Here is a 23,436-nt window from a genome sequence, read left to right on the forward strand (position 1 = left end):
CCGCTCCCGCGCGGTGCCGGGCGGGAGCGGCGGCCCGTCCTGCGCCGGGTCAGGCGGCCGGCAGGCCCGGGGCCGGGTGCGCGGCCATCAGGTCGGCGACCTCGGACCTGATCTTCGTCAGGGCGCCCTCGTCCCTGGTGCGGGCGGCCGCGACACCGCGGTCGATCCATTCGGCGACGGTCGCCATGTGCTCGGTACGGAGTCCGCGGGAGGTGAGGGAGGGGGTGCCGATACGGACGCCCGAGGGGTCGAAGGGCTTCCTCGGGTCGAACGGGACGGTGTTGTGGTTGACGACGATCCCGGCGCGGTCGAGGGCTTTCGCGGCGATCTTGCCGGGGACGTCCCTGGAGGTGAGGTCCATCAGGATCAGGTGGTTGTCGGTGCCTCCGGAGACCAGGTCGAAGCCGCGGGCGAGCAGGGCGTCGGCGAGGGCCTTGGCGTTGTCGACGATCGCGTGGGCGTAGTCGCGGAAGGAGGGCCGGGCCGCCTCGTGGAGGGCGACGGCGATGGCGGCGGTGGTCTGGTTGTGCGGGCCGCCCTGCAGACCGGGGAAGACGGCCTTGTCGATGGCCTTGGCGTGTTCCTCGCGGGACATGAGCATCGCGCCGCGCGGGCCGCGCAGGGTCTTGTGGGTCGTCGTGGAGATCACGTCGGCGTGCGGCACCGGTGAGGGGTGGGCGCCGCCCGCGATCAGACCGGCGATGTGCGCGATGTCGGCCACCAGGACGGCGCCGGCCTCGTGGGCGATCTCGGCGAAGGCGGCGAAGTCGATGGTGCGAGGGAGGGCGGTGCCACCGCAGAAGATCAGCTTGGGGCGTTCCTTGAGGGCGATGTCACGGACCTCGTCGAGGTCGATGCGGCCCGTGTCGTGACGGACGCCGTACTGCACGCCCCGGAACCACTTGCCGGTGGCGGAGACGCCCCAGCCGTGGGTGAGGTGGCCGCCCATCGGCAGGGCCATGCCCATCACGGTGTCGCCGGGCTCGGCGAAGGCGAGGTAGACGGCGAGGTTGGCCGGGGAGCCGGAGTAGGGCTGGACGTTGGCGTGCTCGACGCCGAAGACGGCCTTGGCACGAGCGATGGCCAGACGCTCCACCGGGTCGATGTTCTGCTGGCCCTCGTAGTAGCGGCGGCCGGGATAGCCCTCGCTGTACTTGTTCTGCAGGACGGTGCCCGACGCTTCGAGCACCGCGGTGGAGACGTAGTTCTCGCTGGGGATCAGCCGCAGGGTGTCGGCCTGGAGCTGCTCCTCGGCGCCGACGAGGGCGGCGAGTTCGGGGTCCTCGGCGGCGAGGGCGGGGTGGTGCTGGGCGGCAGGGGAAGGGGAAGTCATGGCGTCCTCCGGGGCGAGCGGTCAGTGTCCGGTCGTGGTCCCGGGGTGCCCAGGCGGTCGGCACCTCGAAGAGGGTTGTGCCTCGCACGGCTTCATCGGGGTCGGTTCCCCGTGCGCCAGTCACCGTGCTGTCAGGGCCACCCTAGCGGGCACGCCGATCCGGCAGGTTTCTTCGTCCGCGATGCGAGCGACGATAGGAATTGGGCGCCACACCCGCCCCCAGCCGCAGGACGAACGGAGACCCCGTGTCGAGTACGTCATCTTCCGCTACGTCATCTTCCGCCACGACCAGCTCCCGGACGGCCGGCGAGCGGTACATCGCCTCGGCCGAGGCGCACAGCGCGCACAACTACCATCCGCTGCCCATCGTGGTCTCCTCGGCCGACGGGGCCTGGATGACCGACGTCGAGGGGCGGCGCTATCTCGACATGCTCGCCGGGTACTCCGCGCTCAACTTCGGGCACGGCAACCGCCGCCTGATCGATGCCGCGAAGGCGCAGCTGGACCGGGTGACGCTGACCTCGCGGGCGTTCCACCACGACCGGTTCGCCGAGTTCTGTACGCGCCTCGCGGAGCTCTGCGGCAAGGAGATGGTGCTGCCGATGAACACCGGCGCGGAGGCCGTCGAGACGGCCGTGAAGACCGCGCGGAAGTGGGGGTACCAGGTCAAGGGAGTGCCGGACGGCCGGGCGAAGATCGTGGTGGCGGCCGGCAACTTCCACGGCAGAACGACGACCGTCATCAGCTTCTCCACGGACGAGGAGGCGCGGGCGGACTACGGGCCGTACACGCCGGGCTTCGAGATCGTGCCGTACGGCGACCTGGAGGCGTTGCGGGCCGCGGTCACCGAGGACACCGTCGCCGTGCTGATCGAGCCCATCCAGGGCGAGGCCGGGGTGCTGGTGCCGCCGGCCGGATACCTGCCCGGGGTGCGGGAGTTGACCCGCGAGCGGGGGGTCCTGTTCATCGCGGACGAGATCCAGTCGGGCCTGGGCAGGACGGGGCGTACGTTCGCGTGCGAGCACGAGGGCGTGGTGCCGGACGTGTATCTGCTGGGCAAGGCGCTCGGGGGCGGGGTCGTGCCGGTGTCGGCGGTGGTGGCCGACGCCGATGTGCTCGGCGTGTTCAAGCCGGGTGAGCACGGCTCGACGTTCGGCGGCAACCCGCTGGCGTGCGCGGTGGCGCTGGAGGTGGTCGACATGCTGTCGACGGGCGAGTTCCAGCAGCGGGCCACGGAGCTGGGCGAGCATCTCCACGCCGAGCTGGCGCTGTTGGCCGGCACGGGGGCGGTGACCGAGGTGCGGGGTCGCGGGCTGTGGGCGGGCGTCGACATCGCGCCGTCGTACGGCACGGGACGGGAGATCTCGGAGAAGCTGATGGAGAGGGGGGTGCTGGTCAAGGACACCCATGGGTCGACGATCCGTATCGCTCCCCCGCTGGTGATCAGCAAGGAGGATCTGGACTGGGGCCTCGGTCAGCTGCGGGCGGTGCTGAGCTAGGGCCTGTGTCGGGGGTTTTCCCCACCGGGAGTGGGCGGTTGGCCGGATCGTCCCGGCCGACCGCCTCCGGAAGTGTTGGGGGCCGGCGGGAAGCGCCGGGTTCCCCGCATTTCCACAGGAGTCGACCAGTGCGTGAGCAAGTGAGGCGGAGGGCGCGACGGCGCGGAGCGGTGTCGGCAGCGGCGGTAGCCGTGGGCATCATGGCGGTGGGTGTGCTGGTAACGCCCGCAGTGTCCGAGGCGGCCGCGGTGTCCGGGGCGGCCGAGACACCCGGAGCGTCCGCGGTGTTCGGCGCGTCGGGGGCCCGTACGACGGACACCGTCCAGCGAGGGCTGGACGCACTGGTGCGCGCGGACGGCTTGCCCGCGGCGCTGGCGAGCGTCAAGGAGCCGGGCGGGCGCGGGCGTACGTACACGGCCGGGGTCGGCGATCTGGCCACCGGCGCCGCCGTGCCCAGGGACGGGCAGGTGCGGATCGGCAGCAACACGAAGGCGTTCACGGCGGTGGTCGTGCTGCAACTGGTCGCCGAGGGGAGGATCCGCCTCGACGACACGGTGGACACGTATCTCCCGGGGGTCGTGCGCGGGCACGGGATCGACGGCCGGAAGATCAAGGTCCGGCAGATCCTGCAACAGACGAGCGGGCTGCCCAACTACACGAAGGGCGATCTGCGGCCCCGCTACTACGAGCCCCGCGAGCTGCTGGACATCGCGCTGGAGTACGAGTCGGAGTTCGATCCCGGGGAGGACTGGGCGTACAGCAACACGAACTACGTACTGGCCGGGCTGATCGTCGAGAAGGTCACGCGGCACTCCATCGCCGAGGAGATCGACCGGCGGATCATCAAGCGGCTCGGGCTGCGCCACACCTACTTCCCCGCGCCCCGGGACGCGACGATCCGCGAACCCCACCCCAAGGGGTATCTCCAGGAGGCTCCGGGTGCGCCGCTGCGGGACATCACGGAGCTCGACCCCTCGTGGACCTGGGCGGCGGGACAGTTGATCTCCACCAACTCCGACGTCAACCGGTTCTACGCCGCGCTGCTCACGCCGGGCCGCCTCCTGCCGGAACCCCAGCTCGACCAGATGCGTACGACGGTCGCCGCCGACTACTTCGGCAAGGGCGCCCGGTACGGGCTGGGGATCGTGAGCAGGCCGCTGTCCTGCGGCGGCCTGTACTGGGGGCACGGCGGGAGCTACCCGGGGTACGAGACGCGGGGCGGGGTCACGGAGGACGGGCGGCGTGCGGTCAATGTCGCCGTGACGATGCAGCCGACGGACAAGGCGGTCATGACGCACGTCGACAAGGTCGTGGACAGGGCGTTGTGCCGCCACCGCTGACGCCGTGGGGGCTCACGCTCGGGCCTCCTGGGCGTATGCCTCCTTGAAGGCGATGTCGTCCAGGGCCCGGCGGATGCGGTGTTCGGCGCGGGTCGTGTCCGTGCGTTCCGCGGGTGGCAGGGGTGCGCCTTCGGCGTCGCGGATGCGGGCGGCGGTGCCGAGGAGGCGTGCGGCGTGCGGGTGGTCGCCGACGAGGGAGCGGGCGGCGGCGAGGCCTTCCAGGGCCAGGGCCACCGCGCGTTCGTCGCCTGTCGTGCGGGCCACGGCGAGGCCTTCGCGGTGGAGTTTCTCCGCGCGGGCGGCGTCTCCGCGCTGTTCGGCGACGTAGCCGAGCTGGGCCAGGATCAGTGCCGTGCCGGAGTCGACGCCGAAGCGGCGGTTGAAGTCGAGCCAGGGCAGGAGGAGTTTCTCGGCGGTGTCGAGGTCGCCGCGGTGGCGGGCGCCGAGGGCGAGTCCCGTCTCGGCGAACTGCTGGGCGGGACGGTGGGACTGCTCGGCGGCGAGGCGGGCGGCGCGTTCGTGGAAGGCGGTGGCGGCGGGGTCGTCGCCGGTGAGGAGCGCGAGGCGGCCGAGGCGGGAGAGGCGGAAGGAGAGGTCGGTCCAGAGTTGGAGTTCCTCGGCGCTGCGCGCGCCGTCGCGTTGGAGCCGGGCTGCTTCGTCGTAGTCGGCGGCGATCTCGGCGAGGATGCCGAGCTGTTCCGTCGCCTGCAACTGCCCCCACCCGTCCCCCAGTTCGACGAAGAGGTCAAGGCTGCGGGCGGCGTCGCGGCGCAAGGCGGGGAGGTCGCCGCGGTAGAGGGCGCGGGTGGCCCGGGTGGAGAGTGTGGCCGCCTCGCCCCAGCGGTCGCCCGCGTCGCGGAACTCGGCGAGGAGCGCGTCGACCCGTGCGGCCTCGCGCGGTGTGTGGTCGAAGCCGCACCGTGCGAAAGCGAGCAGCCAGCGGGAACGGGCGTCGGCGGGCGTGGTCTCCGCGCGCTCGCACGTGCCGCCGTCCGCGCACGCGTCCTCGCCGGCCAGGAGGGCGAAGGCGGCGTGTGCGGAGGCCGCGGCGGTGCGGGCCGAGGTGAGTCCGCCGTCCCGTGATGCGTGCGGCGCGGGGTTCGGGCTCAGGGCGCGGTCGAGGGAGCGCATGGCTTCGCGGAGTCGGCCGCGGAGGAACCAGTACCAGGTCAGGGCGTTGACGAGGCGTAGTGCGGTGGGTGCGTCGGAGTCGGTGACCGACCAGTCGAGGGCGGCGCGGAGGTTCACGGCGTCCCGGTCCAGGCGGCGCAGCCAGATCCGCTGGTCGGGGCCGCGCAGGGCCGCGGACGCGCGTTCGGCGAAGGCGGCGAAGTGGAGGGCGTGCCGGCGGCGGGTCGCGGTGGTCTCGGCGGCTTCGTCGAGGCGTTCGAGGCTGTAGGCGGTGACGGATTCGAGCATGCGGTAGCGGGGCGGCTCGGGGGTGTGGGTGACGCCGGTCGTGTCGGTGGCGCCGGACCTGTCGGCGGTACCGGTCGTGTCGGCGGTACCGGTCGTGTCCGGTACGAGGAGGGAACGGTCCACGAGGCGTGTCACCAGGTCGAGGATGTCGAGAGTCTCGTCGTCCTCGGGCGCGGCGAGTACCGCCTCCGCGCTCTCCAGCGTGCAGCCGCCGCCGAAGACCGCGAGGCGGCGCAGGGTCCGCTGTTCCGGCCCTGTGAGGAGTTCCCAGCTCCAGTCGATCATCGCGCGCAGGGTGCGCTGGCGGGCCGGGGCGTCGCGGCGTACCTGGTTCAGGAGGCGGAAGCGGTCGTGCAGACGGTCGGCGAGGGCGTGCACGCCGAGGGCGCGCACGCGGGTCGCGGCGAGTTCGACGGCGAGCGGTATGCCGTCCAGGCGGCGGCAGATGAGAGCGACGGCCTCGCGGTTCCCGTCGTCCAGGGCGAAGCCGGGCGCGGCGGCCGCGGCGCGGGCGGCGAAGAGCCGTGGCGCGTCCTCGTCGCCGAGCGGGGCGACGGCTTCCAACGTCTCGCCGGTCAGGGCGAGAGGTTCCTGGCTGGTGGCGAGGATGCGCAGATGCGGGGCGCTGCGGAGGAGGTGGGCGGTCAGGTCGGCGGCGGGCCCGAGGACGTGTTCGCAGTTGTCGAGGACGAGGAGGAGCCGACGCCCGGCGAGGGCCCGGCCGAGCCGGTCGGCTGCCGCCGCCTGGTCCGAGGGAGCGCCGTCCTCGCTGCCGCCCCCCGCCGCATCCGGCTCTCCTGACTCCCCAGGCTCTCTTGGCTCCTCCCGCTCCCCCGGCGCGTCGTCGCGAATGCCCAGTGCTGCCGCCACCGTGGCGGTCACCTCGTCCCGCGTACCGGCGAGTTCGGCGAGTCGGACGCCGTCGGGGAAGTCCGCCGTCAGGCCCGCCGCCACTTCCAGGGCGAGGCGTGTCTTGCCCACGCCGCCGGGGCCCGTGAGCGTGACCAGGCGTCCGGCGCCGACGAGGTCGCGTATGCGGGCGACCTCTCGGTCGCGGCCGATGAGGTCGGTGACCTGGGCGGGGAGGTTGGTGAGGGGGTGGATCTGGATGACCGGGGCGAGCTCCGGACCGGGTGCCGGGACGAGCTCCGGAACGGCCACCGCCGCCGCACCCACGTTCCTCCCCGAGTCCACCTCCTGGCGCAGCATCGCCTCGTGCAGCGACGTGAGTTCGGGGCTCGGGTCGATGCCCAGCTCCTCGGCGAGGTGCAGGCGCAGTTCGCGGTACGAGTCCAGGGCCTCGGCCACCCGGCCGGAGCCGTAGAGGGCGCGGAGGTGGGCGGCGCGCAGGCGTTCACGGAGCGGCTCGCGCGCGACAAGGGGCGCCAACTCATCGGCCAGCACCGCGTGTTCACCGCGTGCGAGGCGCAGTTCGGTCAGCGCTTCCCGCGCGGTGAGGCGCTGCTCCTCCAGGTGGGAGATCGCCGCGCGCGTGAAGTCGACGTCGCGGAAGTCGGCGTACGCGGGGCCGCGCCACAGCTCCAGCGCCTCGGTCAGGAGGGACGCCTTCGTTCCCGCGTCGCTCTCCGCGTACGCGCGCGAAGTCAGCGTCTCGAAGCGCACGGCGTCCACGTCCCTTGGCGGTACGCGCATCTCGTACCCGGCGGGGCCGTACGCCACGAGTCCGCGGCCGCCGGGTTCGGCCGACTCCAGCGATCGACGCAGCTGGGAGACCTTCGTCTGGAGGGAGTTGGCGGGTGAAGACGGCAGGCGGTCGTGGCCGCCCCACAGGTCGTCGACGAGCGTGTCCACCGGCACCGGCCGGCCCACCCGCACCAGAAGCGCGGCGAGCAGCGCGCGCACCTTCGGCTCCGGGGCGGGCACGACTTCCCCGTTATCCGTGCGCACGGTCAGGGGGCCCAGCACCTCGAATCGCATGGGGTCACGTTAATTCGGGGTTCGATCCGCGCTGACGGCGGTCCGTGCGTGGACCGTCAGCGTTCCGTGCGCGGCCCCCGGCACGGTGTACTCGTGATCGCGACCCGGCGGTCACGGGAACACTCGCACTCCAAGGAGTCACCATGACCGTCTCCCGCGAAATCCGCCTCGCCGCCCGCCCCGTCGGTGAACCGACCGCCGCCGACTTCGAGTTGGTCACCACGGACGTGTCCGAGCAGCCCGGCGAGGGGCGGATAGTCGTCCGCAACACGTGGATGTCGGTCGACCCGTACATGAGGGGCCGCATGGACGACGTGCCGTCCTACATCCCGCCGTTCGAGCTCGGCGCCCCGCTGGACGGCAGCGCGGTCGGCGAGGTCGTCGCGTCGAACGCGCCCGAGGTCCCGGTGGGGGCGACCGTCTCGCACTTCCTGGGATGGCGGGAGTACGCGGTCCTGGACGCGGCGGCCGCGACCGTGATCGACACCACCCTCGCCCCGGCCGCCGCCTACCTCGGCCCGCTCGGCACGACGGGCCTGACGGCGTACGCGGCGCTGACCCGTACCGCCCCGGTCCGCGAGGGCGACGTCGTCTTCGTGTCGGCGGCGGCCGGCGCGGTCGGCAGCGTCGCGGGGCAGATCGCCCGTGAGCTCGGCGCGTCCCGGGTGATCGGCTCGGCGGGCGGCCCGGCGAAGACGAAGAAGCTCCTCGACACCTTCGGGTACGACGCCGCCATCGACTACCGCGAGGGCGCACTGTCCGAACAGCTCGCGCAGGCCGCGCCCGACGGCGTGGACGTCTACCTCGACTCGGTCGGCGGCGACCACCTCCGGGCCGCGATCGGGGCGATCCGTCCGGGCGGTCGCATCGCGCTGGTCGGCGCGATCAGCACGTACAACTCGACGACGACGCCGCCCGGCCCCGACAACCTCTTCCACGCCGCCAAGCAGGAGGCGACCCTGCGCGGCATGCTCGTCACCAGCCACCTCGACCTGTTCCCGGAGTGGATCGGCCGCGCGGCCCCGCTGCTGGCCGACGGCACCCTGCGCACGGAGCAGACGGTGGTCGAGGGCATCGAGAAGGCACCGGATGCGTTCCTGGGCGTCCTGCGCGGCGCCAACACCGGCAAGATGCTGGTCAGGATCGCGGGCGGGGCGGCCTGACCGGGGGCGGGCGCACGGACGAGCGTGCCTACCGCACCGCCCACTTGATCGGCGCCTTGTAGTAGCCCTGCGAGTACGTCACCGCCTTCAGCGTGGCGTCGGCCGGGATCAGGTACGGCTCGCACACCGTGCGCGTCTCGCCCTTCTTCCAGATGTCGTCGCCCTCCAGGCTCTTCGCCGCGTCGTTGCCGCGGCAGTCCGCGGGGCGGCTGGAGAGGTCGCCGATCAGGAGGAACTTCGTCGCGGGCTGTCCCTTGGACGTCTCGCCGCTCACGTCGCTCATCACGATCGGCTGCTTCACCGCGGAGCCGCCCACGTGCTGGGCCTTCACATAGATCCAGGCGACCTTGAGGTCCTTGTACTTCTTCTTGTCGTCCAGCTCGTCGAGGTCCTCCGGCTCGCCGAGGGTGACCTTCGTCGGAGTGAGCGAAAACTTGCCGGTCTTGTCGTACTTGGTGATCTCCTGCACCGGGCCGGCCTGGCCCAGCTTCAGGTTCTTCGGCGCCTCGGTCGACCCGGAGGCCCCGGATGAGCCCTTGTCGGAGCCGCCGGAACCGCTCTTCTTGCCGGAGCCGCCGCACGCCGCCAGGGAGACGGCGGTGAGGGTGGCGACGGCGGCGAGGCCGAGACGACGGCGGTACTGGGTGTTGCTGTGCATGCTCATGTGCTTCCTGGTGCTGCGATGGGCGCATCGATACGTGGATCGTGCGTGGGTCAAAGAATGACGTGGGGGACGAACCGCGCGTACTCGTCCGTGATCAGGCCCGACGACTCCCTGATGCCGAGCCCGGCCGCCTCGTCCTCCACGACCCACGCGCCGAGCACGACCCGGTTGCCGTCGAAGTCGGGGAGGGGCGCCAGCTCCTGGTAGCAGCAGCGCTCTTCGCGGAGCACGGGCGCGGAACCCGGCTCGTGCACCGTCACCCCCGCGCCCTCGCGCCCGAGCAGCGGCTTGGCCACGTACCCGCCGGACCCCGCCAGCTCGCGAGGGCCGTCCAGATACGCGGGCAACAGGTTCGGATGGCCCGGGTACAGCTCCCACAACACGGCTAGCAGCGCCTTGTTGGAGAGGAGCATCTTCCAGGCGGGCTCGATCCACAGCGTGGAACCCGTGCCGCCGCCGTTGTCCAGGGTCTCCAGGACGTGCGGTGCGAAGCGGTCCGTGGTCAGCCACTCCCACGGGTAGAGCTTGAAGCAGCTGCGCATGAAGCGGAGCTTCTTGTCGACGAAGCGGCGCGAGAGACGGTCCCAGCCGATGTCCTCCATGGAGATGGAGTCCGTGGCGAGGCCCGCCTGTTCCGCCGTCTCCCGCAGGTACGCGACCGTCATCAGGTCCTCGCCGAGCTCGTCGGCGGCGGAGTGCGCGAAGTACAGCGGGCTGCCGGGCGGGAGGAGTGGGGCCTGCCTCTTCCAGGCGTCGACCAGGCGCTCGTGGAGGGAGTTCCACTGGTCGGCGCCGGGGAAGCGTTCCTCCATCCAGAACCACTGCGGGCTCGCCGCCTCCACCAGGGATGTGGGGGTGTCGGCGTTGTACTCCAGCATCTTGGCCGGGCCGCCCCCGCCGTCGTAGCGGAGGTCGAAGCGGCCGTAGAGGGACGGGAGTTCGGCTCGGCGGTGCCAGGCCTCCGTGACGGCGGACGCGACGTCCGGGTCCGTGATGCCCAGGTCGGCGAGGCGGTCGTGCTCGACGATGTGCGCGGCGGCGGCCAGGCACATCGCGTGCAGTTCCTCGACGACCTCCTCCAGCGCCTCGACCTCGGGGAGCGAGAAGACGTAGTAGGCGCTCTCGTCCCAGTAGGGGCGCAGGGTGTCGTCGGGGTAGCGCGTGAGGGGGTAGATGAGCCCCTGGTCCTCGACGGTCCGCTGCCAGCCGGGACGGGGGTCTATGGTGCGGCGTTCCATGGCGTACGGCGCTCAGCCGCCGCCACTGCCGCTGCCCGAGCAGCCGAAGCCGTCCCGGTCCACGGCCTCGCTGCGGCTGAAGGTGCCGTTATCGGCGTAGCGCCCTTCGACGTCGGCGTCGTAGTACCAGGCGGGATCCACACGGCCCGACGTCTTGCCGGTGCCGTAGGGGCTCTTGCGGGACTTCCCGGAGGAACCCGATGTGCCGGACTTGCATGTGCTGTCGCTGACCACGCGGTACCCGTTGACGTAGTCGTAGCTGTCCCGGTCCACGCAGCGCCGGTCCGGGTCCGAGCCGCAGGAGGTCAGGGCCGCCGCGAGGACGCCCATGCCGCCGAGTGCGACGGTGCTCGAACGCAGCCTTCGCGGTTGTTTCTTCGTCATGCGATCCCCCGTTGCCGCGCTCTGTGCACGGCTTGCTCTGTACATGTTCGGCGGTCAGCGTAGGTAAGCCACCGTGAACCGTGCCAGCCGCCTGCACCGGATGTCCCTTGGGTCTCCTTTGACTCACCTTCCTCTACAGTCACTTCGTGTCTCTTGGGATGATTTGCGCACTCGGCTCAGCGGTCTGCTTCGGTACGGCCTCGGTCCTCCAGGCGGTCGCCACGCGCTCCACCGCGCCCGGCACCGGCTCCGGCGTCGACCCGGCGCTGCTGCTGCGCGCCGTGCGCCAGTGGCGGTACGTCGCGGGGCTCGCCCTCGACGGACTCGGCTTCCTGCTGCAGATCGTGGCGCTGCGCTCCGTCCCGATCTACGCGGTGGGCGCGGCGCTCGCCGCGAGTCTCGCCGTCACGGCGGTGGTCGCGGCGCGGCTGCTGCGGGTGCGGCTGAGCGGCGTCGAGTGGGGCGCGGTGGGCGTCGTCTGCGCGGGGCTCGCCATGCTGGGGCTCGCCTCCGGCGACGAGGGCGACCGCGTCGGGTCGACGGCTCTGCGGTGGGTGATGCTCGGCATCGCCGTCGCCGTGCTGGTGCTCGGCGCCGTCGCGGGGCGGCTCCCCGACCGGGGGCGGGCGCTGGCGCTCGGCCTCGGGGCGGGGTGCGGGTTCGGGGTCGTCGAGGTGACCGTGCGGCTCATCGACGACGTGTCGCCGGGCGCGCTGCTCGCCAATCCGGCGACGTACGCGCTGCTGGTGGGTGGAGGCGCGGCGTTCCTGCTGCTCACGTCGGCCCTCCAGCGCGGGTCGGTGACCACGGCGACGGCGGGCATGGTGATCGGCGAGACGATCGGTCCGGCACTGGTGGGCGTGGTCTGGCTGGGCGACCGCACGCGGGACGGGTTGGGGTGGCTGGCGGTCCTGGGATTCGCGGTGGCGGTCGCCGGGGCGTTGGCGCTGGCCCGCTTCGGCGAGGCGGCGGACGCTTCACTGGAGCAGCGGGGGTAGCACTGTCCGGCGTCTGCGCGCCGCCCTTCGCCCCGCCTCGGACCCCGCTCCTCAAACGCCGGAGGGGCTGAATCCGGCCCCCTTACGGCAGCACCCGGCCCAACGCCCCCAACGCCCCCGCCCACGCATGCTCCGTCGGCGTCCCGTACCCCACCACCAGCGCGTCCCGCGTCGGCGCCGTCGAGAGCGGGTGGCGGTAGCGGCTCAGGCCGTGGACCGCGAGCCGCTCCCAATTGGCGGCCTGGACGATGGACTGCTCGGTGCCCCGCGGCAGTTCGAGCACCGCGTGCAGCCCCGCCGCGATGCCGGTCGCACGCACCTCGGGCGCCCGCCCCGCCACCGCCTCCACCAACTGGTCCCTGCGGCGCCGGTACCGCAGCCGTGCGGCACGGACATGGCGGTCGTACGCCCCCGACGTGAGGAACTCCGCGAGCGTCAGCTGGTCGAGCGCGCCGCAGGACGCGCCCGTGGCCTCCTTCTCGGCGAGGACCTCGTCCCGCAGGCCGGACGGCAGCACCATCCAGCCGAGCCGCAGGCCGGGGGCGAGGGACTTGCTCGCCGTGCCGAGGTAGATCACGTGCTCGGGGTCGAGGCCCTGGAGCGCGCCGACCGGCTGCCGGTCGTAGCGGAACTCACCGTCGTAGTCGTCCTCGATGATCACCCCGCCCGCGCGCCGCGCCCAGTCGACCGCGGCGGCGCGCCGGTCGGGGTGGAGCGGCACGCCCATCGGGAACTGGTGCGCGGGGGTGAGCAGCACCGCCTTCGCCGAGCAGGAGCCGGGACCGAGGCCGGAGACATCGGTGCCCAGGGCGTCGAAGGCGAGCGGCACCGTGCGCAGGCCCGCGTGGTGCAGCAGGTTCCAGTGGAGGTCGAGGCCGTACGACTCGACGGCCACCTCCCGCTCCCCGCGCGCCCGCAGCACCCGCCCCATGACCGCGAGAGCGTGCACGAACCCGGCGGTGACGACGATGCGATCGGGGTCGGCGTGCACGCCCCGCGCCCGTGCGAGGTACTCGGCGAGCGCGGTGCGCAGCTCGGCGCGGCCGCGCGGGTCCGCGTACCCGAGGGCGCCGTGCGGAGCCGCCGCCAGCGCGCGCCGGGCCGCCTTGAGCCACTCCGCGCGCGGGAACGACGCGAGGTCCGGCGAGCCGGGGGTGAGGTCGTACGTCGGCGCCCCGCCCTGCCTGCGGGGCGGCGCGGGCCGCACCGGTGGCGGCACGACGCGCTCCGCGACGCGCGTGCCCGAACCCTGGCGGGCGGTGAGCCAGCCCTCGGCGACCAGATCGGCGTACGCGTCGGCGACCGTGTTCCGCGCGATGCCGAGGTCGACGGCGAGGGAGCGGGAGGAGGGCAGGCGGGTGCCGGGGGCGAGACGGCCGCCGCGTACCGCCTCCCGCAGCGCGTCCGTCAGGCCCTTGCGGACGCCGTGGCGGGACACGGAGCCGCCCGTCTCCAGATGCAGGTCGACGCCCAGATTGGCCCACGTATCTCCCATGGAAATGGACCATACCCGTGGGCTACTCCGCGCGTACGGTCGACACCATGAGCACTCCCTCCGCACCCCACGTCCACGAGCACACCCCCCGCCTCGACTGGGCCCAGCACGCCCCCGAGGTCTTCAAGGCCATGATCAAGCTCGACACGGCCGCCCGTAAGGGCCTCGACCCCGTCGTCCACGAACTCGTCAAGATCCGCGCCTCGCAGCTCAACCACTGCGCGTTCTGCCTCGACATGCACTCCAAGGACGCCCTCGCGGCGGGCGAGAGCGTCGAGCGGATCATCCAGCTCAGCGCCTGGGAGGAGTCGCGGCACTTCTACACGGCGAAGGAGATCGCCGCGATCGAACTGACCGAGGCCATCACCGTGCTCACCGACGGTTTCGTGCCGGACGAGGTGTACGCGAAGGCCGCCGAGCACTTCGACGAGGCGGAGCTGACCCAGCTCATCGCCGCGATCACCGTCATCAACGCGTGGAACCGCTTCGGCGTCAGCACGCGGATGGTGCCGGGCCACTACAAGGCCGAGGGCAACAAGTGACCCCTCGCACCACGCACCTGGACCCCGGCGTCGTGAGCGCGATGAGCGCGTTGGGCGCCGCCGCGAAGAAGGGCCTTGACGACCCGGTGCTCGCGGAGCTCGTGATGATGCGGGCCTCGCAGATCAACGCCTGCGCCTTCTGCCTCGACATGCACGCGGACGTCGCCCTGGAGCACGGCGAGACCCCGAAGCGCATCGCGCTCCTGAACGCCTGGGAGGAAGCGGGCGATCTGTTCAGCGCCCGCGAACGCGCCGCCCTCGCGCTCACCGAGGCCGTCACCGTCCTCACCGAGGGCTTCGTGCCGGACGAGGTGTACGCGAAGGCCGCCGAGCACTTCACTGAAGCCGGACTCGCCCACCTCCTCGGCGTGATCACCGTCATCAACAGCTGGAACCGCCTGATGGTCAGCCGCCGCATCGCGCCCGGAGGCCCGGCATGGTGAGCCCCGCACGGACCCTGCGCGCCCTCCACCACGGCCGCGCGCCCGACGACCCGCTGGTCCTGCCCGGACCGTGGGACGCCGCGAGTGCCCGCGTCTTCGAGGAGGCGGGGTACGAGGCGCTGGCCACGCCCAGCGCCGGCATCGCGCTCGCCCTCGGGTACGAGGACGGGCAGGTCCCGCCGAAGCTGATGTTCGAGGCGGTGGGCCGGATCGCCCGCGCCGTCTCCGTCCCGGTGTCGATGGACGCCGAGACCGGATACGGCCTGACCGCCAAGGAGTTGGTCGACCGGCTCCTCGAAGCGGGCGCCGTCGGCTGCAACCTGGAGGACTCCTGCCCGGGCGAGGGCTCCGCGAGCGTCCTCCGGGACCCGCACGAGCAGGCCGACTGGCTGGCGCGGGTGCGGGATGCGGCGGGCGACCGGCTGGTGATCAACGCGCGCGTCGACACGTTCGTCCGCGGTGTCGCCGACCCGGAACGGGCCGTCGAGCGGGCCCGCCTGTACCTGGCGGCGGGCGCGGACTGCGTCTACCCGATCCTCGCGCCGCCCGAGGCGGTCCCGGTCCTGCGGGCGGGCATCGAGGGACCGCTCAACGTCCTCGCGACGCCGGACGGTCCCTCCCCGCGCGAGCTGGGCGGACTCGGCGCGACCCGCGTCACGTTCGGCCCCGGCCTGCTGCGCCGCGCCATGGCGGCGCTGCGGGACATCGCCGACGGAGTGCGCCGGGCATGACGGTGCCGGGCTCCCTGCCAACGGGAGCCCGGCACTTTCACACAGTCAGCGGGCCGCTACTTGGGCAGCCACGCCTTCCACTTCGACTCGTTCTTGTCGATCCACGCCTTGGCCGCGTCATCCGGGGACATCTTCTTGTCCGCGATCATCAGGGAGACCTCGTTCTGGTCCTCCTCCGACCACTTGAAGTTCTTCAGGAGCTTCGCGGCGTCGCCGCCGTTCTTCGCGAAGTCCGCGTTGAAGTACTTCTGCAGCGGGGTGTGCGGATAGGCGCACTTGATCTTCGCCGGGTCGGCGTCGCAGCCCTCCTTGTACTCGGGCAGCTTCACCTCCGTCATCGGCACCTTCTCGAAGAGCCACTGCGGCTTGTACCAGTACGTGAGGAACGGCTTCTGCTGCTTGGCGAACTGCTCGATCTGGGTGATCTGCGCCGCCTCGGAGCCCGCGAAGACGACCTGGTAGTCCAGGTCGAGGTTCTGCACGAGCGCCTTGTCGTTCGTCACGTACGACGGGGAGCCGTCCATGAGCTGGCCCTTGCTGCCGCTCTCGGACGTCTTCAACTGATCCGCGTACTTGTTGAGGTTCTTCCAGTCGGTGACGTCCGGGTGCTTCTTCGCGAAGTACGTGGGGACGTACCAGCCGATGTGTCCGGTCACGCCGACGTCGCCGCCGGGCACGATCGTCTTCTTGTCCTTGACGTACCGCTGTTCCTGGTCCGGGTGACCCCAGTCCTCCATGATCGCGTCGACGCGGCCCTGGCTCAGGGCGTCCCAGGCCGGGACCTCGTCGATCTGGACCTTGTCGACGCGGTAGCCCAGCTCGTTCTTGAGCAGGTACTCGGCGACGGCGACGTCCGCCTGCGCGCCGACCCACGACTGGACCGAGAGGGTCACCGTCTTGGCCCCCTCGGCGTTCGCGTACGGCGACGCCTGCTTGCTCATGTCGGCGGCGCCGCAGCCGGAGAGCGCGAGGAGCGCGCCGCCGGCCGTGACGGCACTCATGACACGCGTACGAACTCGCATGTCACGCTCCCTTCTTCGCGCGGCGTTCCGTCGGCTGCGTGACGCGGTCGAGCGTCAGCCCGAGGCAGACGATCGCGGCACCGGCCACCAGGCCGGTCGCGAGGTCGCCCTGCGCGATGCCGAAGACGACGTCGTAGCCGAGCGCGCCACCGCCGACCAGGCCGCCGATGACGACGACGGCGAGGACCAGGACGACGCCCTGGTTGAGGGCGAGCATGAGCGCGGGGCGGGCCAGCGGCAGCTGGACCTTGCGCAGCTGCTGCCAGCTCGTGGCGCCGAGCGAGCGCGTGGACTCCATCGCGGCGGCGTCGACCTGGCTCAGGCCCTGCGTGGTGATGCGGACGACGGCGGGCAGCGCGTAGACGACGGCGGCGGCGACCGCGGGGGCACGGCCGATGCCGAAGAGGGCGACGACCGGGATGAGGTACACGAACTGCGGCATCGTCTGGAACACGTCGAGCACCGGGCGCAGGAGGCTCTCGAACCGCTTGCTGCGGGAGGCCGCGATACCGATGGCGAAGCCTAGAATCAGCGTGACGGCGACACCGGCGAGGACCTGCGCGAGCGTGTCGAGGGACTTGTCCCACACGCCGAGCACGCCGATCGCGGCCATCGCGGCGACGGCGGTGAGCGCGGTCTGCCAGGTGCCGATCAGCCAGGCGAGCGCGGCGACGACCAGCAGCACCGACCACCAGGGCAGGCCCTGCAGGCCGTCCCTGAGCGGGTTGAGGAACCAGGTGGTGAAGTTGGCGGCCCAGTCCGCGGTGCCGCCCACGACGGGCACGCCGGTGTAGATGTGGTCGACCATCCACTCCTTGGCGGTGTTGACCGAAGGGGCGATGTTGACGACCCAGTCGGTCGGCCAGTCCACGCGGTCCGCGAAGCGGGCGACGAGCGCGACGACGACCGTCAGGGCGGCGGCGACCGACCAGCCGCGCCAGCCGCGCAGCGGCGAGGTGTCCTCGGCGTGCGCGCCCGTGCGCTCCCCGGCCGCGCCGGTCACGCGGTCGAGGACCACGGCGAGCAGCACGATCGGGATGCCGGCGGCGAGCGCCTGGCCGACGTCGACGGTGGAGAGCGCCTGGTAGACGCGGTCGCCGAGACCGCCCGCGCCGATCACCGACGCGATGACGGCCATCGAGAGCGCCATCATGATCGTCTGGTTGAGGCCGAGCAGGAGCTCCTTGAGGGCGAGGGGCAGGCGCGCGGAGAAGAGCCGCTGCCGGCCGGTCGCGCCGAGCGAGGTCACCGCCTCCATCACGCCGCCGTCGGCGCCGCGCAGGCCGAGCGCGGTGAGGCGGGCCATGGGCGGGGCGGCGTAGACGACCGTCGCGATGATGGCGGCCGGGACGCCCATGCCGAAGACGAGGGCGAACGGCAGCAGGTAGGCGTAGGCAGGCAGCACCTGCATGGTGTCGAGGACCGGCCGCAGGATGCGGAAGATCCGGTCGTTGAGGCCGCCCGCGAGGCCGAGCAGCAGGCCGATGACGACGGAGGCGAGGACCGCCACGATCATCAGCGCGAGGGTCTGCATGGTCGGCACCCACATGCCGAGCAGGCCGCACACGGCGAACGCCGACGAGGCCAGGACGGCGAGCTTGACGCCCGCCACGCGCCAGGCGATCAGGCCGGCGCCGATGGTCACGCCGGCCCAGCCCGCGGCGAGCAGCACGAGGTACACGCCGCGCACGGAGAGCACGATGGCGTTGCTGACGTGGCCCAGGAAGTAGATGAACAGCGGGTGGCTGTCGCGGTTGTCGATGATCCAGTCGGTGGTCTTGGCCAGCGGCTCGGTCAGGTCGACGGTGAGCGCGTCCGGCCAGGCGCCGGAGGCCCACTTGGCGTTCACGATCGGCACGAGGACCGCCGCGGCGACGGCGAGCAGCAGGAGCTTGCCGACGGCACGGTGACGCAGGAGCGCGCCGATTCCCGTATCTCGTACGGGACTGGAGGCGGTGGCGGTGGCCATCAGGCGACCACCTCGCCCTTGCCGGGAGCTGTCCGCGCCGTGCCCGCGACCACGGCGAGCAGGCCCTCGTGGTCGACCACGCCGAGGCAGCGCTTGCCGTCCATCACGCGCACCGGGAAGCCGGAGCGGGCGACGGCCTCGATGGCCTCGGAGACCTTGGCGTCGGGGGCGAGGGCCGCGCCGCGGTTCTCCTCATCGTCGTCGGCCGGGCGCATGGCGCTGCGGACGCTCATCACGTCGGCGCGGACGACGTCGCGGACGAAGTCGCGGACGTAGTCGTCGGCCGGGGAGCCGACGATCTCCTCGGGGGTGCCGACCTGGACGACGCGGCCGTCGCGCATCAGGGCGATGCGGTCGCCGAGCTTGAGGGCCTCGCTGAGGTCGTGGGTGATGAAGACCATGGTGCGGCCTTCGTCGCGGTGCAGGCGGACGACTTCTTCCTGCATGTCGCGGCGGATCAGCGGGTCGAGGGCGCTGAACGGCTCGTCGAAGAGGAGGACTTCGGGGTCGACGGCGAGGGCGCGGGCGAGGCCGACGCGCTGCTGCTGGCCGCCGGAGAGCTGGCCGGGCTTGCGCTGTTCGAGCCCTTCGAGGCCGACCTTCTTGACGACTTCGAGGGCCTTGGCACGGCGTTCGGCCTTGCCGACGCCCTGGATCTCCAGGCCGTAGGCGACGTTGTCGAGGACCGTGCGGTGCGGCAGGAGCCCGAAGTGCTGGAAGACCATGGCGGCGCGGTGGCGGCGGAGTTCGCGCAGGCGGGCCTTGTCCATGGCGAGGACGTCCTCGCCGTCGATGGCGAGGGTGCCGGAGGTCGGCTCGATGAGCCGGGTCAGGCAGCGTACGAGGGTGGACTTGCCCGAGCCCGACAGGCCCATGACGACGAAGACCTCGCCCTTGTTGACCTCGAAGGACACGTCACGCACGGCGGCGGTGCAGCCGGTCTGTTCCCGCAGTTCCGCGGGGCTCAGGTCGTGCAGCGCGGTGTCGTCCGGTATTCGTTCGGCCTTGGGGCCGAAGACCTTCCAGAGGTTCTTGACGGCGAAGACGGGCCCGCCCGCGGGCGTCTCGTGCTGGTCCGTGGTCGTCACGGTGGCCTCGCTCATCGGCCGTCACCACCAAGGATCTCGGCACATTTCTCCCCGACCATGAGTACTCCGATCATCGGGTTCACGGCGGGCATCGTCGGGAAGACGGATGCGTCCGCGATACGGATTCCTGCCAGGCCCCGGATTTTCAGCTCCGGGTCGACCACGGCGAGTTCATCAGTGGAAGCACCCATTCGGCAGGTGCCCGCCGGGTGGTAGACGGTGTGCGCGGCCTTGCGGACGAGCTCGCTGATCTCGGCGTCGTCGGTGATCTCGGGGCCGGGGAAGACCTCGCGCTTGAGCCACTTCTTGAACGGCTCGGCCTCGGCGACCTTGCGGGCCAGCTTGATGCCGTCGACGAGCGTCTGCCCGTCGTAGTCGCCCTCGTCCTCGAAGTACTTGAAGTCGAGGGCGGGCTTGACCTCCGGGTCGGCCGACGTCAGGTACAGACGGCCGCGGGAGCGGGACTTGGGGATGTTCGGCGTCATCGAGACACCGTGCTCGGGGCGCTCGTAGCCGAGGCGCTCCGGGTTGTCCGTGAACGGGATCTGGTAGAAGTGGAACATGAGGTCCGGGCCCTTGTGGTCCGGGTCCCGCTTCACGAACAGACCGGCGTCCGAGTCCATCGCGGAGTTGCCGGGGATCGGCCCGTTGGTCTCCCAGACGATGACCGACTCGGGGTGGTCGATGAGGTTCTCGCCGACGCCCGGCAGGTCGTGGACGACGGGGATGCCGAGGGCTTCGAGGTCCTTCTTCGGGCCGATGCCGGAGTGCATGAGCAGCCGCGGCGTGTCGACGGCGCCGGCGCACACGAGCACCTCGCGGCGGGCGGTGAAGAGCTTCTCCACACCCTCCTTGGTACGGATGTGGACGCCGCGCGCGGTCTTGCCGTCCAGCTCCAGCTTGGTGGCCCAGGTCTCCAGGAAGAGGTGGAGGTTCGGGCGGTCACCGGCCTCCATGTGGGGGTGGAGGTAGGCGACGGAGGCGGAGGAGCGCTTGTTGTTCTCCGGGTGGTACGAGAGGTCGAAGAAGCCGACGCCCTCGTCGAAGGGCTTGTCGTTGAAGCCGATGACCTCGGGTACGCCGAGCGCGGTCTTCGTCGCCTCGACCCAGTCGGTGGCGATCTGGTTCTGGTCCTTCTTGGCGACGCGCACGATGTTGTTGCGCAGCTTGCCGAAGTACGGGTCCATGGCCTTGGCGTTCCAGCCGGTGGCGCCCGCCGCCTCCCACTCGTCCCAGTCGGACGGCAGCGGCTTGAAGGAGATCAGGGTGTTGTGCGACGAGCAGCCGCCGAGGACCTTGGCGCGGCTGTGCAGGATGTGCGAGTTGCCGCGCGGCTGCTCGGTGGTCGTGTACTCGTAGTCCAGCTCGCCGCCGAGCAGGCCGAGCCACTTGCGCAGCGTGAGGACGTCCTCCCGGTCGACGTCGCTGGGGCCGCCCTCGATGACGGCGACGGTGACGTCCGGGTTCTCGGTGAGGCGGGACGCGATCACCGATCCCGCGGTGCCGCCACCGACGATGACGTAGTCGAACTCGGTCTGGTCAGACATGCGTACGTACTCCTCTTCCTGCGAGGTCGTGCCAAGGTGCTTGCGCGTAATGAGCGGGGGGTGCTTGCTCCAACGTGTTGCGCGGGGCGGACCTCCCGCCCCGCGCACCTCTCTCTGTCCGGCTCTGTCCGGCCGCCGTCAGCCGCCGAACCAGCGCACCGGCGCCGGTGCCAGGTTCTGGTAGATGTGCTTGGACTCGCGGTACTCGGCGAGGCCCGCGGGACCGAGCTCGCGCCCGACACCGCTCTTGCCGAAGCCGCCCCACTCCGCCTGCGGCAGGTAGGGGTGGAAGTCGTTGATCCAGATCGTGCCGTGGCGCATCCGGCGGGCCATGCGGCTCGCGCGGCCCTGGTCGCTGGTCCACACGGCGCCCGCGAGGCCGTACTCGGTGTCGTTGGCGAGCGCGACGGCCTCGTCCTCGGTGCGGAACGTCTCGACGCTGAGGACGGGCCCGAAGACCTCTTCCCGTACGACCTTCATCTCGCGGTGGCACTGGTCGAGCACGGTCGGCTCGTAGAAGTACCCCTCGGCGGGGCGCACGTCGCTCGGCTCGGGGCGCTTGCCGCCGGAGCGGAGCACCGCGCCCTCCTCCAGGGCGGAGGCGACGTACATCTCGGTCTTCTCGCGCTGCTGCTGCGAGACGAGCGGGCCGCACTCGACGCCGTCCTCGGTGCCGCGGCCGAGCTTGATCTTCCGTGCGCGGCGGGCGAGTTCGGCGACGAAGCGCTCGCGGACCGACTCCTCGATGATGAGGCGGCCACCGGCGGAGCAGACCTGCCCGCTGTGGATGAAGGCGGCGTTCAGGGCCTGGTCGACGGCGGTGTCGAAGCCTTCCTCCGTGGCGCAGGCGTCGGCGAACACCACGTTGGGGTTCTTGCCGCCGAGCTCCAGGGCGACCTTCTTCACGCCGAGCGCGGCGGCCTGGGCGACCTTGGTGCCGGAGACGAGGCCGCCGGTGAAGGAGACCAGGTCGACGTCGGGGTGGTCGGCGAGCCGGGCGCCGACGGTGTGGCCGGGTCCGGTGACGATGTTCGCGACACCGGCCGGGAGGCCCGCCTCGACGAGCAGCTCGATGAGCGCGACCGTCGTCAGCGGGGTGATCTCGCTGGGCTTGATGACGAAGGTGTTGCCGGCGGCGAGCGCGGGCGCGATCTTCCAGCTGGCCTGGAGCAGCGGGTAGTTCCAGGGCGTGATCATCGTGCAGACGCCGATGGGCTCGTGCACGACGACGCTGTGGATGTCGTCGGAGCCGGCGTCGACGACGCGGCCGGCGCCCTCGCCGATCACCAGGTCGGCGAAGTAGCGGAAGGCGTCGGCGACGCAGTCCACGTCGACGCGGCCCTCTTCGAGGGTCTTGCCCGCGTCACGGCTCTCCAGGAGGCCGATCTCCTCGCGGTCGCGCACGAGGAGGTCGGCGACGCGGCGCAGCAGCGCGGCGCGCTCGGCCACGGGCGTGGTCGGCCAGGGGCCCTCGTCGAAGGCCTTGCGGGCGGCTGCGATGGCGGCGTCCGCGTCTTCCGATCCGCCCTCGGCGATCACGGCGAACGTCTTGGCGTCCGCCGGGTCGAGGATGTCGCGGGTGGCGCCGGAGATGGCGGCACGCCACTCTCCGTCCACATGGATGGTCTGTTGTGCGGACACGTCCCGTTTGCCTTCCGTTCCTGTCATATGCCCCGCCTGTCACTCGCGGTAGCCGGGTGCACCTGCCCTGAGCGGAAGAAAGCATGCACGTTCGATGGCCGAAAGTGCGGCGTGTCACTGCGCGTGTTTCAGACCTCGCGCGGAAGTGCCTGGTCGGACAGGTTTCCGTCCGGCAGATCCTCGTCCGGCAGGTCGTCCTCGGCCATGAGACCGGCCAGCCACAGCGGCATCAGCCAGTGCACGACGAAGACGCTGAACAGCACGGGGAAGATCAGCCCCTCGATGTCCACCCCGGCGAAACCGGCCAGACCCGTGCAGACGGTGGCGGCGAGCAGCAGCCACATCATCACGTACTGCGCGCGGGCCGCCACGCGGTTCTTCTCGGCGCGCTGGCGCTCGTCGAGGGCGCGGACGCGCAGTTCGAGCAGGCCGCGGGTGGCGCCGTTGATCACGCCGGTCGCCACGCACCACGGCAGGAGGATGCCGAGCATGCCGAACGTGGCCCAGCGCTCGTCCCCGAGGACGGAGTAGAGCCAGCACGCGATGCCGACCGCGGTCAGCACCATGTGCGTGACGACGACGGTCTTGCGGCGGGCCGCGGTGGCGTGGAGCGGGGCGGCCTCTCGGCGGTTCATGATCGCGTACATGCGCCGGTCGTAGCCGGTGATGGTGGGCTCGTCGGTCTTCATCAGTGGTCCCTCCCGTAGACCTCGTCCGTGAGCGGGCGGAACGGTTCGAGGGAGAACAGGGCCTCGACCGGCAGTGCGAAGTGCTTCGCGATCTTCAGCGCGAGGTCGAGGCTCGGGTTGTACTGCCCGCGCTCGATGTAGCCGATGGTCTGGTAGTGGGCTCCCACTGCCTCGGCCAGGCTCTGACGCGACACCTTCCGTTCGGCGCGCACCATCGCCAACCTGTTGTGCACTTGCTCGCTCATGTATAAGAAGTACTACATTCACGAGGACAAGAGCAATGACTGACATCA

At 71.6% G+C, this 23,436-nt stretch carries 20 protein-coding genes and 1 riboswitch; of the genes, 7 read left to right on the forward strand and 13 right to left on the reverse strand.

What is annotated here, in order from left to right:
* Window positions 1-49: 49 nt before the first annotated feature.
* Window positions 50-1,333 carry a serine hydroxymethyltransferase gene (glyA, locus tag DEJ48_RS15170; RefSeq protein ID WP_150216629.1) on the reverse strand — a complete coding sequence of 428 codons (1,284 nt, stop codon included), beginning with the start codon at window positions 1,331-1,333 and terminating at the stop codon, window positions 50-52.
* A 40-nt stretch (window positions 1,334-1,373) separates the two neighbouring features.
* A riboswitch (ZMP/ZTP riboswitch) is annotated at window positions 1,374-1,467 on the reverse strand.
* Window positions 1,468-1,650: 183 nt separating this feature from the next.
* Here glyA and rocD point away from each other — a divergent pair.
* Together rocD and DEJ48_RS15180 are read left to right on the forward strand one after the other, a co-directional pair.
* Window positions 1,651-2,832: an ornithine--oxo-acid transaminase gene (gene rocD, locus DEJ48_RS15175; RefSeq protein WP_150221197.1), complete on the forward strand. Its 1,182-nt coding sequence runs from the start codon at window positions 1,651-1,653 to the stop codon at window positions 2,830-2,832.
* Window positions 2,833-3,047: 215 nt separating this feature from the next.
* Entirely contained in the window at window positions 3,048-4,172 is a 1,125-nt protein-coding gene (locus DEJ48_RS15180) for a serine hydrolase domain-containing protein (RefSeq protein ID WP_411757539.1), read from the forward strand.
* 12 nt (window positions 4,173-4,184) lie between these two features.
* On the opposite strand, the gene DEJ48_RS15185 is transcribed toward DEJ48_RS15180, so the two are convergent.
* Window positions 4,185-7,529 carry an AfsR/SARP family transcriptional regulator gene (locus DEJ48_RS15185; protein ID WP_223832056.1) on the reverse strand — a complete coding sequence of 1,115 codons (3,345 nt, stop codon included), beginning with the start codon at window positions 7,527-7,529 and terminating at the stop codon, window positions 4,185-4,187.
* 143 nt (window positions 7,530-7,672) lie between these two features.
* Here DEJ48_RS15185 and DEJ48_RS15190 point away from each other — a divergent pair, with 143 nt between their 5' ends.
* A complete protein-coding gene (locus DEJ48_RS15190; RefSeq protein WP_150216630.1) occupies window positions 7,673-8,692 on the forward strand; it encodes an NADP-dependent oxidoreductase in 1,020 nt (339 codons plus the stop codon).
* A gap of 28 nt (window positions 8,693-8,720) precedes the next feature.
* On the opposite strand, the gene DEJ48_RS15195 is transcribed toward DEJ48_RS15190, so the two are convergent.
* The 3 genes from DEJ48_RS15195 to DEJ48_RS15205 are packed head-to-tail and all read right to left on the reverse strand — an operon-like array spanning window position 8,721 to window position 10,978.
* Window positions 8,721-9,356, reverse strand: coding sequence for a hypothetical protein (locus DEJ48_RS15195; RefSeq protein ID WP_150216631.1), 636 nt, complete (start codon window positions 9,354-9,356; stop codon window positions 8,721-8,723).
* Between the two features lie 50 nt (window positions 9,357-9,406).
* Window positions 9,407-10,594 (reverse strand): glutathionylspermidine synthase family protein, encoded by a 1,188-nt coding sequence (locus DEJ48_RS15200; RefSeq protein ID WP_150216632.1) that lies wholly within the window; start codon window positions 10,592-10,594, stop codon window positions 9,407-9,409.
* 12 nt (window positions 10,595-10,606) lie between these two features.
* Entirely contained in the window at window positions 10,607-10,978 is a 372-nt protein-coding gene (locus DEJ48_RS15205) for a hypothetical protein (protein WP_150216633.1), read from the reverse strand.
* 158 nt (window positions 10,979-11,136) lie between these two features.
* Between DEJ48_RS15205 and DEJ48_RS15210 the strand changes: the two genes are divergently transcribed.
* Window positions 11,137-11,976, forward strand: coding sequence for a hypothetical protein (locus tag DEJ48_RS15210; protein ID WP_150221200.1), 840 nt, complete (start codon window positions 11,137-11,139; stop codon window positions 11,974-11,976).
* 82 nt (window positions 11,977-12,058) lie between these two features.
* On the opposite strand, the gene DEJ48_RS15215 is transcribed toward DEJ48_RS15210, so the two are convergent.
* On the reverse strand, window positions 12,059-13,471 hold the full coding sequence (locus DEJ48_RS15215; protein WP_150216634.1) for a PLP-dependent aminotransferase family protein: 1,413 nt from the start codon (window positions 13,469-13,471) through the stop codon (window positions 12,059-12,061).
* Between the two features lie 47 nt (window positions 13,472-13,518).
* On the opposite strand from DEJ48_RS15215, the gene DEJ48_RS15220 reads away from it, so the two are divergent.
* Genes DEJ48_RS15220 through DEJ48_RS15230 form a run of 3 tightly spaced genes read left to right on the forward strand, consistent with a single transcriptional unit; the run spans window position 13,519 to window position 15,187 of the window.
* The gene (locus tag DEJ48_RS15220) at window positions 13,519-14,013 is read left to right on the forward strand and encodes a carboxymuconolactone decarboxylase family protein (RefSeq protein WP_150216635.1); all 495 of its coding nucleotides are present in this window, start codon (window positions 13,519-13,521) and stop codon (window positions 14,011-14,013) included.
* Window positions 14,010-14,456 (forward strand): carboxymuconolactone decarboxylase family protein, encoded by a 447-nt coding sequence (locus DEJ48_RS15225; RefSeq protein ID WP_150216636.1) that lies wholly within the window; start codon window positions 14,010-14,012, stop codon window positions 14,454-14,456. The genes DEJ48_RS15220 and DEJ48_RS15225 overlap by 4 nt, the downstream gene beginning before the upstream one ends.
* Window positions 14,450-15,187: an isocitrate lyase/phosphoenolpyruvate mutase family protein gene (locus DEJ48_RS15230; protein WP_150216637.1), complete on the forward strand. Its 738-nt coding sequence runs from the start codon at window positions 14,450-14,452 to the stop codon at window positions 15,185-15,187. Before DEJ48_RS15225 ends, DEJ48_RS15230 begins: the two co-directional genes overlap by 7 nt.
* Before the next feature lie 56 nt (window positions 15,188-15,243).
* Here DEJ48_RS15230 and DEJ48_RS15235 read toward each other — a convergent pair whose 3' ends face one another.
* The 7 genes from DEJ48_RS15235 to DEJ48_RS15265 form a co-directional block, all read right to left on the reverse strand.
* On the reverse strand, window positions 15,244-16,209 hold the full coding sequence (locus DEJ48_RS15235) for an ABC transporter substrate-binding protein (RefSeq protein ID WP_150216638.1): 966 nt from the start codon (window positions 16,207-16,209) through the stop codon (window positions 15,244-15,246).
* Window position 16,210: 1 nt separating this feature from the next.
* Window positions 16,211-18,178, reverse strand: coding sequence for an ABC transporter permease (locus DEJ48_RS15240; RefSeq protein ID WP_150216639.1), 1,968 nt, complete (start codon window positions 18,176-18,178; stop codon window positions 16,211-16,213).
* Window positions 18,178-19,281, reverse strand: coding sequence for a glycine betaine/L-proline ABC transporter ATP-binding protein (locus DEJ48_RS15245; RefSeq protein ID WP_150216640.1), 1,104 nt, complete (start codon window positions 19,279-19,281; stop codon window positions 18,178-18,180). Before DEJ48_RS15245 ends, DEJ48_RS15240 begins: the two co-directional genes overlap by 1 nt.
* Window positions 19,278-20,813, reverse strand: a complete 1,536-nt coding sequence (locus DEJ48_RS15250; protein WP_150216641.1) for a GMC family oxidoreductase — start codon at window positions 20,811-20,813, stop codon at window positions 19,278-19,280. The genes DEJ48_RS15245 and DEJ48_RS15250 overlap by 4 nt, the downstream gene beginning before the upstream one ends.
* Before the next feature lie 138 nt (window positions 20,814-20,951).
* Window positions 20,952-22,481, reverse strand: coding sequence for an aldehyde dehydrogenase family protein (locus DEJ48_RS15255; RefSeq protein WP_190537434.1), 1,530 nt, complete (start codon window positions 22,479-22,481; stop codon window positions 20,952-20,954).
* A gap of 101 nt (window positions 22,482-22,582) precedes the next feature.
* Window positions 22,583-23,143: a hypothetical protein gene (locus DEJ48_RS15260; protein WP_150216643.1), complete on the reverse strand. Its 561-nt coding sequence runs from the start codon at window positions 23,141-23,143 to the stop codon at window positions 22,583-22,585.
* The gene (locus DEJ48_RS15265) at window positions 23,143-23,388 is read right to left on the reverse strand and encodes a helix-turn-helix transcriptional regulator (protein ID WP_150216644.1); all 246 of its coding nucleotides are present in this window, start codon (window positions 23,386-23,388) and stop codon (window positions 23,143-23,145) included. The genes DEJ48_RS15260 and DEJ48_RS15265 overlap by 1 nt, the downstream gene beginning before the upstream one ends.
* Window positions 23,389-23,436: the final 48 nt, after the last annotated feature.

Source organism: Streptomyces venezuelae (assembly GCF_008642315.1).
In the GTDB taxonomy this organism is placed as follows: Bacteria; Actinomycetota; Actinomycetes; order Streptomycetales; family Streptomycetaceae; genus Streptomyces; species Streptomyces venezuelae_D.

Excerpts from the sequence above, each read along its gene's own strand:
- glyA (WP_150216629.1), bottom strand. The coding sequence starts at position 1,333 with ATGACTTCCCCTTCCCCTGCCGCCCAGCACCACCCCGCCCTCGCCGCC.
- DEJ48_RS15185 (WP_223832056.1), bottom strand. The coding sequence starts at position 7,529 with ATGCGATTCGAGGTGCTGGGCCCCCTGACCGTGCGCACGGATAACGGG.
- DEJ48_RS15190 (WP_150216630.1), top strand. The coding sequence starts at position 7,673 with ATGACCGTCTCCCGCGAAATCCGCCTCGCCGCCCGCCCCGTCGGTGAA.
- DEJ48_RS15195 (WP_150216631.1), bottom strand. The coding sequence starts at position 9,356 with ATGAGCATGCACAGCAACACCCAGTACCGCCGTCGTCTCGGCCTCGCC.
- DEJ48_RS15200 (WP_150216632.1), bottom strand. The coding sequence starts at position 10,594 with ATGGAACGCCGCACCATAGACCCCCGTCCCGGCTGGCAGCGGACCGTC.
- DEJ48_RS15205 (WP_150216633.1), bottom strand. The coding sequence starts at position 10,978 with ATGACGAAGAAACAACCGCGAAGGCTGCGTTCGAGCACCGTCGCACTC.
- DEJ48_RS15210 (WP_150221200.1), top strand. The coding sequence starts at position 11,137 with ATGATTTGCGCACTCGGCTCAGCGGTCTGCTTCGGTACGGCCTCGGTC.
- DEJ48_RS15215 (WP_150216634.1), bottom strand. The coding sequence starts at position 13,471 with ATGGGAGATACGTGGGCCAATCTGGGCGTCGACCTGCATCTGGAGACG.
- DEJ48_RS15220 (WP_150216635.1), top strand. The coding sequence starts at position 13,519 with ATGAGCACTCCCTCCGCACCCCACGTCCACGAGCACACCCCCCGCCTC.
- DEJ48_RS15230 (WP_150216637.1), top strand. The coding sequence starts at position 14,450 with ATGGTGAGCCCCGCACGGACCCTGCGCGCCCTCCACCACGGCCGCGCG.
- DEJ48_RS15235 (WP_150216638.1), bottom strand. The coding sequence starts at position 16,209 with ATGCGAGTTCGTACGCGTGTCATGAGTGCCGTCACGGCCGGCGGCGCG.
- DEJ48_RS15240 (WP_150216639.1), bottom strand. The coding sequence starts at position 18,178 with ATGGCCACCGCCACCGCCTCCAGTCCCGTACGAGATACGGGAATCGGC.
- DEJ48_RS15245 (WP_150216640.1), bottom strand. The coding sequence starts at position 19,281 with ATGAGCGAGGCCACCGTGACGACCACGGACCAGCACGAGACGCCCGCG.
- DEJ48_RS15250 (WP_150216641.1), bottom strand. The coding sequence starts at position 20,813 with ATGTCTGACCAGACCGAGTTCGACTACGTCATCGTCGGTGGCGGCACC.
- DEJ48_RS15255 (WP_190537434.1), bottom strand. The coding sequence starts at position 22,481 with ATGACAGGAACGGAAGGCAAACGGGACGTGTCCGCACAACAGACCATC.
- DEJ48_RS15260 (WP_150216643.1), bottom strand. The coding sequence starts at position 23,143 with ATGAAGACCGACGAGCCCACCATCACCGGCTACGACCGGCGCATGTAC.
- DEJ48_RS15265 (WP_150216644.1), bottom strand. The coding sequence starts at position 23,388 with ATGAGCGAGCAAGTGCACAACAGGTTGGCGATGGTGCGCGCCGAACGG.